9 protein-coding genes are annotated in these 7,269 nt (G+C 72.3%); 4 read left to right on the forward strand and 5 right to left on the reverse strand.

The features are described 5' to 3' along the window. Window positions 1–21 precede the first annotated feature (21 nt). On the forward strand, window positions 22–1,107 hold the full coding sequence (locus AC5P09_RS39420) for a cation diffusion facilitator family transporter (protein ID WP_493878510.1): 1,086 nt from the start codon (window positions 22–24) through the stop codon (window positions 1,105–1,107). Window positions 1,108–1,110: 3 nt separating this feature from the next. On the opposite strand, the gene AC5P09_RS39425 is transcribed toward AC5P09_RS39420, so the two are convergent. Next, the gene (locus AC5P09_RS39425; protein ID WP_493878511.1) at window positions 1,111–1,668 is read right to left on the reverse strand and encodes a YbaK/EbsC family protein; all 558 of its coding nucleotides are present in this window, start codon (window positions 1,666–1,668) and stop codon (window positions 1,111–1,113) included. A 32-nt stretch (window positions 1,669–1,700) separates the two neighbouring features. After that, the gene (locus AC5P09_RS39430; RefSeq protein ID WP_493878512.1) at window positions 1,701–2,273 is read right to left on the reverse strand and encodes a helix-turn-helix domain-containing protein; all 573 of its coding nucleotides are present in this window, start codon (window positions 2,271–2,273) and stop codon (window positions 1,701–1,703) included. Window positions 2,274–2,387: 114 nt separating this feature from the next. Between AC5P09_RS39430 and AC5P09_RS39435 the strand changes: the two genes are divergently transcribed. After that, entirely contained in the window at window positions 2,388–3,245 is an 858-nt protein-coding gene (locus AC5P09_RS39435; RefSeq protein WP_493878513.1) for an EamA family transporter, read from the forward strand. A 7-nt stretch (window positions 3,246–3,252) separates the two neighbouring features. On the opposite strand, the gene AC5P09_RS39440 is transcribed toward AC5P09_RS39435, so the two are convergent. Continuing rightward, window positions 3,253–4,008 (reverse strand): acyltransferase, encoded by a 756-nt coding sequence (locus AC5P09_RS39440; RefSeq protein ID WP_493878514.1) that lies wholly within the window; start codon window positions 4,006–4,008, stop codon window positions 3,253–3,255. Between the two features lie 119 nt (window positions 4,009–4,127). On the opposite strand from AC5P09_RS39440, the gene AC5P09_RS39445 reads away from it, so the two are divergent. Further along, window positions 4,128–4,658 (forward strand): gamma carbonic anhydrase family protein, encoded by a 531-nt coding sequence (locus AC5P09_RS39445; RefSeq protein ID WP_329342731.1) that lies wholly within the window; start codon window positions 4,128–4,130, stop codon window positions 4,656–4,658. 43 nt (window positions 4,659–4,701) lie between these two features. Here the strand turns inward: AC5P09_RS39445 and AC5P09_RS39450 are convergent, their stop codons facing one another. Further along, window positions 4,702–5,373, reverse strand: coding sequence for a DedA family protein (locus AC5P09_RS39450; RefSeq protein WP_493878519.1), 672 nt, complete (start codon window positions 5,371–5,373; stop codon window positions 4,702–4,704). 255 nt (window positions 5,374–5,628) lie between these two features. Between AC5P09_RS39450 and AC5P09_RS39455 the strand changes: the two genes are divergently transcribed. Beyond that, a complete protein-coding gene (locus tag AC5P09_RS39455) occupies window positions 5,629–6,858 on the forward strand; it encodes a PP2C family protein-serine/threonine phosphatase (protein ID WP_493878515.1) in 1,230 nt (409 codons plus the stop codon). Window positions 6,859–6,869: 11 nt separating this feature from the next. On the opposite strand, the gene AC5P09_RS39460 is transcribed toward AC5P09_RS39455, so the two are convergent. After that, a complete protein-coding gene (locus AC5P09_RS39460; protein WP_493878516.1) occupies window positions 6,870–7,094 on the reverse strand; it encodes a hypothetical protein in 225 nt (74 codons plus the stop codon). Window positions 7,095–7,269: the final 175 nt, after the last annotated feature.

Genomic DNA, 7,269 nt, shown 5'->3' on the forward strand with positions numbered 1-7,269 from the left:
GGCGCACGGAAGGGGACCCACGTGAGCGACCGGCACGAGCACGAGCACGGACATCACCACGACCACGGGCATGAGCACGGACATGCGCACGACCACCGGCCCACCCGCTCCGGTCTCCGCCACCGTCTGCCCCACCGCCTCGCCCACCTCCTCACCCCCCACTCCCACGAGACCGCCGACAAGCTCGACTCCGCCCTGGAGTCCTCGGCCCGCGGCATGCGGGCCCTGTGGATCTCGCTGGCGGTACTGGGCGCGACCGCTCTGGCGCAGGCGTTCGTGGTGGCCGTCTCCGGGTCGGTCGCGCTGCTCGGCGACACGGTGCACAACACCGCGGACGCGCTGACCGCCGTACCGCTGGGGATCGCGTTCATACTCGGGCGGCGCGCGGCCACCCGGCGGTTCACGTACGGCTACGGCCGGGCGGAGGACCTCGCGGGCATCGTGATCGTGCTGACGATCGCCGCGTCCGCGGCCTTCGCGGGGTGGGCGGCGATCGACCGGCTGCTCGATCCGCGCCCTGTGCACCACGTGCCGGCGGTCGCGGTGGCCGCGCTGGTCGGTTTCGCGGGGAACGAGTGGGTGGCCCGTTACCGGATCCGGGTGGGCCGTGACATCGGCTCGGCCGCGCTGGTCGCCGACGGACTGCACGCCCGTACGGACGGATTCACGTCACTGGCCGTGCTGTTGGGCGCGGGCGGCTCGGCTCTCGGCTGGCAACTGGCCGACCCGATCGTGGGATTGGCCATCACCGCCGCCATCACGCTGGTGCTGCGGGACGCGGCGCGCGAGGTGTTCCGGCGGGTGATGGACGCCGTCGACCCGGCCCTCGTGGACCGGGCCGAGCAAGCGCTGCGGGAGGTCGAAGGAGTGCGTGCGGTGGGCGAGTTGCGGCTGCGCTGGATCGGGCACCGGCTGCGCGCCGAGGTGGCGGTCGTGGTGGACGGCGAGGCGACGGTACGCCAGGCGCACGGCATCGCCGTGGATGCCGAACACGCCCTGCTGCACGCCGTCCCGCGCCTCACCGCGGCCCTGGTGCACGCCGACCCGGCACCGGTGCCGGGCGAGGCGGATCCGCACCACGCCCTCGCCCACCATGCGGCGGCCTGAGCGTCAGGAGACCCCCAGCCCCTCCAGCACCACCGCACCCGGCAGCTCCGCGAACGCCTTCCCCGGCACCAGCAGCTTGCCGCGACGTCGTCCGCTGCCGACCAGGACGTACGGCAGGTCGACGACGGCCGAGTCCACCAGCACGGGCCAGTCCTCGGGCAGTCCGATCGGCGTGATGCCGCCGTACTCCATGCCGGTCTCCCCCGTCGCCATGTCCATCGAGGCGAACGAGGCCTTGCGGGCGCCGAGTTGGCGGCGGACGACGCCGTTGACGTCGACCCGGGTGGTGGAGAGCACGACGCACGCGGCCAGGGTGCTCTCGCCGCCGCGCCTGCCCGCGACGACCACACAGTTCGCGGACTGCTCGAGCAGCTCGCGGCCGTAGTGCTCCACGAAGACGGCGGTGTCGGCCCACTGCGGGTCGGTGTCGACGTAGACGATCTGCTCGGCGGGGACGCTGCCGCTCCAGTGGCGTACGGCGTCGGCGACCGGGCGGGTCAGCTCGTCGAGGCAGTCCGGAGCGGGCGTGGCGTGGTCGAAGTGTCCGATGGGTGCGTCCATGACCGCACGCTAACAAAGCCGCCCGGTCCGCCTCAGTGCACGGGCGGGACGGAGACGGCCATCAGCATCCCCATCGGAACGTCGCCCTGGTTGCCGTACGTGTGCGGGGCGTTGGCCTCGAAGGAGGCGGTCGCGCCCGCCGGGACGCGGTACTCCACGCCGTCCACGGTGAGCGTCAGTTCGCCCTCGGTGACGTGGACCAGCTCGGCGGTGCCGGTGGGATGCGGGTCGGAGGAGCTGTTCTCGCCCGGCATCAGCCGCCACTCCCACAGCTCCAGGGGGCCGGGTGCCTCCGTTCCGGCGAGGAGGAGGTTGTAGCTGCCGGCGTCGGTGTGCCACAGCCGCACGGCCTGGTCGGCGGGGACGATCCGGACCTTGGGCCCCTGCTCGTAGTCGAGCAGGGTGGTGATGCTGATCCCGAGCGCGTCGCCGATCTTGACGACCGTGCCGAGGCTGGGATTGGTGCGGGCCTGCTCGATCTGGATGAGCATGCCGCGGCTGACTCCGGCCCGGGCGGCGAGCACGTCCAGGGTGAAGCCGCGCACCGCGCGCCAGTGCTTGACGTTGCGCGCCAGGGACTGGGTCAGCAGGTCGAGGTCCGACACATTCCGTCCAAGATTCTCAAGACTCGCGTCCAATATTCTGGATGACAGAGTTCACTTCACTGCACTACGTTGTGGTGCACCCGATCGTTCACCGAACTGTACTGCGAGGCCGCCGTGACAGCACTCTTCGCCCTGGCCACCAGCCTGCTGTGGGGACTGGCCGACTTCGGCGGCGGACTGCTGACCCGACGCACCCCGGCACTGACGGTCGTGGTCGTGTCGCAGACGATCGCCGCGGTCGTGCTCGGCGTGGTCGTGGTGGCCACCGGCGGCTGGACCGAGACCGATCCGCGCCTGTGGTTCGCGGTGGCGGCCGGTGTGGTGGGGCCCGTCGCCCTGCTCTGCTTCTACAAGGCGCTCGCGCAGGGCCCGATGGGCGTCGTCTCCCCGCTCGCCACCCTGAGCGTGGCCGTCCCCGTCGGCGTGGGCCTCTTCCTGGGCGAGCGTCCGGGTGTCGTGCAGGTCGCGGGTATCGCGGTCGCCGTGGCCGGGGTCGTCCTCGCGGGCGGGCCGCAGCTGCGGGGCGCGCCGGTGCAGCGTCGGACCATCCTCCTGACCCTGGTCGCCGCCCTCGGCTTCGGCACGGTGTTCGCGCTGATCGCGGAGGCGTCGACGACGGTCACCGGCCTGTTCCTCGCCCTGTTCGTGCAGCGCGTGACCAACGTGGCCGTCGGCGGCGCCGCGCTGTACGTCTCCGTGCGGCGGGGCGGCGAGGCCCTCCCGGCGGGCGGCTTCCCCTGGGCCTCGCTGCCGGCGCTCGGCTTCGTAGGCCTGGCGGACGTCGCGGCGAACGGCACCTACTCGGTCGCCGCCCAGCACGGCCCGGTCACCGTGGCCGCCGTCCTCGCCTCGCTGTACCCGGTGGTGACCGCCCTGGCCGCGCGCGGCTTCCTCAGCGAACGCCTGCGGGCGGTCCAGGCGGCGGGCGCGGGCCTGGCCCTGGTGGGCACCCTGCTGCTCGCGGCCGGCTGAGCCCTCGTCAGTCCAGCTCGGCGAGCTTCGCCGCCGTCTCCTCGTCCAGGCCCGCCAACCGGCGCAGCTGCTCCGGGGTGACCCCCTCGGGAATCGGCACCGGCGCCGGCGTCCTGAGCGGCGGCTGCCAGCCGTCGTCGGGAGTCCAGCGCCGTACGACCCGGGCGGGCGCCCCCGCCACCACCGCGTGGTCGGGCACCGCACCCCGGACCACGGCCCCGGCGGCGACCACCACGTTCCGCCCGATCCGCGCGCCGGGCAGGATCACCGCCCCCGTCCCGATCCAGCACCCCGGGCCGATCGTCACCGGCTCCATCCGGGGCCACTGCTTGCCGATGGGCTCGTGCGGGTCGTCGTACGAGTGGTTGGTGGACGTGACGTAGACGTACGGCCCGAAGTAGCAGTCGCTGCCGATGGTGACCGTCGTGTCGGCGATGACATGGCTGCCGCGGCCGAGGACGACTCCGTCGCCGATGCGCAGGATCGGGTCCGGGCCGAGGTCGAGGTCGGGCATCAACCCGGCGGTCAGGGTGACCTGTTCGCCGACGATGCAGTGCGCCCCGAGGTGGATCCAGGCTTCACCGAAGACCGTGCCGAGCGGGAAGGCCAGCCGGGTGCCGGTGCCGAGCGCGCCGAAGCGGAACCGTCCCGGGTGGGCGGCGGTGACGGAGCCGGTGCGCTGCACCCAGGCCCAGCCCGCGTGCACGGCCCGCTGCGCCAGGCCGCGCGACCATGATGAGAACGTGTTCTTGCGCTTCGGCACCCGCTCACCGTACTCAGCGTGACGTGAACCCATGAGTTCGAGGGCCTGTGATCTTCGCCCCACCCGGTGGCATACGGTGCCGGTGTTGTCGACGACGAGGAGAGGGCGAGGAGACGGCGATGGTGCAGAGAGCGTTGATCACGGGAATCGGCGGCAAGGAACCGAACATCCACGAGGAGGCGTTCGTGGCACCCACGTCCTCGGTGATCGGCGACGTGACGCTGGAGGCGGGCGCGAGCATCTGGTACGGCGCGGTGGTCCGGGGCGACGTCGAGCGGATCTCCGTCGGGGCCCAGTCCAACATCCAGGACAACTGCACGCTGCACGCCGACCCCGGCTTCCCCGTCACGATCGGCGAGCGGGTCTCCGTCGGCCACAACGCCGTCGTGCACGGGGCCACGGTCGGGGACGACTGCCTGGTCGGCATGGGTGCGACCGTGCTCAACGGCGCGGTGATCGGCGCAGGGTCGCTGGTCGCCGCGCAGGCCTTGGTGCCGCAGGGTATGCAGGTGCCGCCCGGCTCACTCGTCGCCGGTGTCCCCGCGAAGGTCAGGCGGGAGCTGACGGAGGAGGAGCGTCAGGGGGTGACCCTGAACGGCACCATGTACGCGGAGTTGGCGAAGGCGCACAGCGAGGTGCACCAGGCCTGAGAGACCGAGGGACCGAGGCACCGATTGCGCTGAGGGACCGATCTCAGTCGGCGGCCGGGACGGGTTCCGGCTCGCGTTCGGCCGCCTGCTTCTGAGCCGTCGCGTTGTCCGCCGTCGCGTTCTTGGCCTTGCGCTTGATGACCAGCATCGACGTGAGCCCGACGAGCACGGCCGCCACCAGACCCAGCCACGAGAACCGCTTCAGCCACGACTCGGCGACGATCCCGACGTAGTAGATGACGGCCGTCGTGCCGCCCGCCCACAGGATCCCGCCGAGCACGTTGGCGATCAGGAACTTCCAGTACGGCATCCGCAGCACACCCGCGAGCGGACCGGCGAAGATCCGCAGCAGGGCGACGAAGCGGCCGAAGAAGACGGCCCACATGCCCCACTTCTGGAAGGACCGCTCGGCCGTGGCGATGTGCCCCTCGCTGAAGTGCCTGGGGAACTTCTTGCCGAGCCAGGCCAGCATCGGCCGCCCGCCCTTGCGGCCGATGGCGTAACCGATGGAGTCGCCGACGATCGCGCCGACGGTGGCACACACCCCGAGAATCACCGGGTCGATGCCCGCGTGCTGCGAGGACAGCAGTGCGGCCGACACCAGGATGATCTCGCCGGGCAGCGGGATGCCCAGGCTTTCCAGACCGATGACGATTCCCACGAGGGCGTAGACGGCGGCCGCGGGCACCGTGTCGAGCCAGTCCTGGACGTGCAACGCCGGTTCCTCCGATTCGCGTCCCTGCATTCCCGGCGCGCGCCTGCGGACAGGCGCACGCCGGGAAGCCTACCGGGTCACCCGGATGCCTCTGCGTCCCACGGGTCGCACTGGTGTTCCCGGCCCACGGTGCCGCCCGCGTCGGTCTCCTTGTGCGGTCGCCGTGCCCCGGAGGGAGCAGTGTCCGGGCCCTGGGGCGTGTTGGCTCCTATCGTGGAACGTCACAGTGACGCTCGGCGCCGAGGCAGGCTACACATGACGGATCCGCAGATCGACTATGCGGCGGTCTTCCGGGCCCTGCCCGGCATGGTGGCCCTGCTCACCCCCGACCTGGTGTACGCCGACGCCAACGACGACTTCCTGCGGCTGGCCGGGCGCACCCGCGAGCAGCTGCTGGGCCGCTACATCTTCGACGTCTTCCCGGAGAACCCCAACGACCCGGCCGCGGCCGGCATGCGGGAGACCCGGGAGTCGATGCTGCGGGTGGTGGCCACCGGCGAGCGCGACACCATGGCTCTGCTGCGCTACGACATCCAGGATCCCGAGCGGCCCGGCCACTGGCAGGAACACTATTGGAGCCCCGTCAACGCACCCGTGCGCGACTCCGACGGGCGGGTGGTGCTCGTCGTGCACCGGGTGGAGGAGGTCACCGAACTCATCCGCGCCCGCGGCGGCCCGGACGGCGACAGACAGGCCCGTGTGCTGGAGGCCGAGCTCTACACCCGGTCCCGTGAACTGCAGGAGGTCAACGAACGCCTGCGCAAGGCACACGCCCACGAACGCGAGGTCGCCCTGGCCCTGCAGGCCGCGATGCTGCCCGCGCCCCGCCCCACCGGCACGCACGGGGCCGCCGTGCGCTACCAACCCGCCATCGGCGCCCTGAACGTGTGCGGCGACTGGTACGACCTGGTCGAACTGCCCGGCCAGGGCCTGGCGGTCGCCGTCGGGGACGTCGTCGGCCACGGTCTCGCCGCCGCCTGCGCCATGGGACAGCTGCGCAGTGCCCTGAGCGCGGCCTGCCGGGTCGCCGCCGGACCGGCCCAGGCCCTGGAGGCTCTCGGGCTGTACGCCCGTTCCGTCGACGGCGCCGAGTCGACCACCGTCGTGACGACCTTCATCGACTGGGACAGCCACGCCATCACCTACAGCTGCGCCGGCCACCCTCCACCCGCCCTGCTCCGTCCCGACGGCACTGTCACCTTCCTCGACCAGGCCACGGACCCCCCGCTCGCCGCCCGGCCCGACCATGTCCCCCGTCCCCAGGCGCGCATCCTCTTCACCGAGGGCACCACCCTCGTCCTGTACACGGACGGCCTGATCGAACGCCGTACCGAGGACATCGACACCGGCCTGGCGCGCCTCGCCGATTCCCTCACCCGCCACCGGCGATCCGCACCCGAGGCGCTGGCCGACGCCCTCCTCGCGGACCTCCTGCCCCCCACCGGCACCACCGACGACACGGCGCTGATCGTCATCCGGCTCTGACTCCACGTGCGCTATCGGTGCTCATTGCGCGGATGCCGGCGCGCCGTCCGCTCGTTGCCGCGTCGGTAGTTACCCGTCCAGCGGGCCATCGCCAGCTGCGGATCCCCATCCGCCGCCTCCCGAACGAACTGTGCCGCCCGGCTCCCGCGCAGCACCGTCGCCACACGGCCGCGGTGCAGGATCACCACGGAGCCGTCGCCCCGCTCCTCGTATGCGAATCCCTGTGCTGCCGCCACCCGGCGCCCCCTCCACGTAGGGGACCAGGGTGCCGACCGGCCGGTCCTTGCGCGAGCGGTTTTCCGCCGCCGCTCGGGTGGGGATCGCGGCTGCGCACCGACTAGGGGGTGTTTCGAAAGTCCCGCACAGCACCCACGGCGCCCGGCACGCACTCTCGCCGCACCGGCCGAAACC

It is taken from the genome of Streptomyces sp. a15 (genome assembly GCF_059026085.1).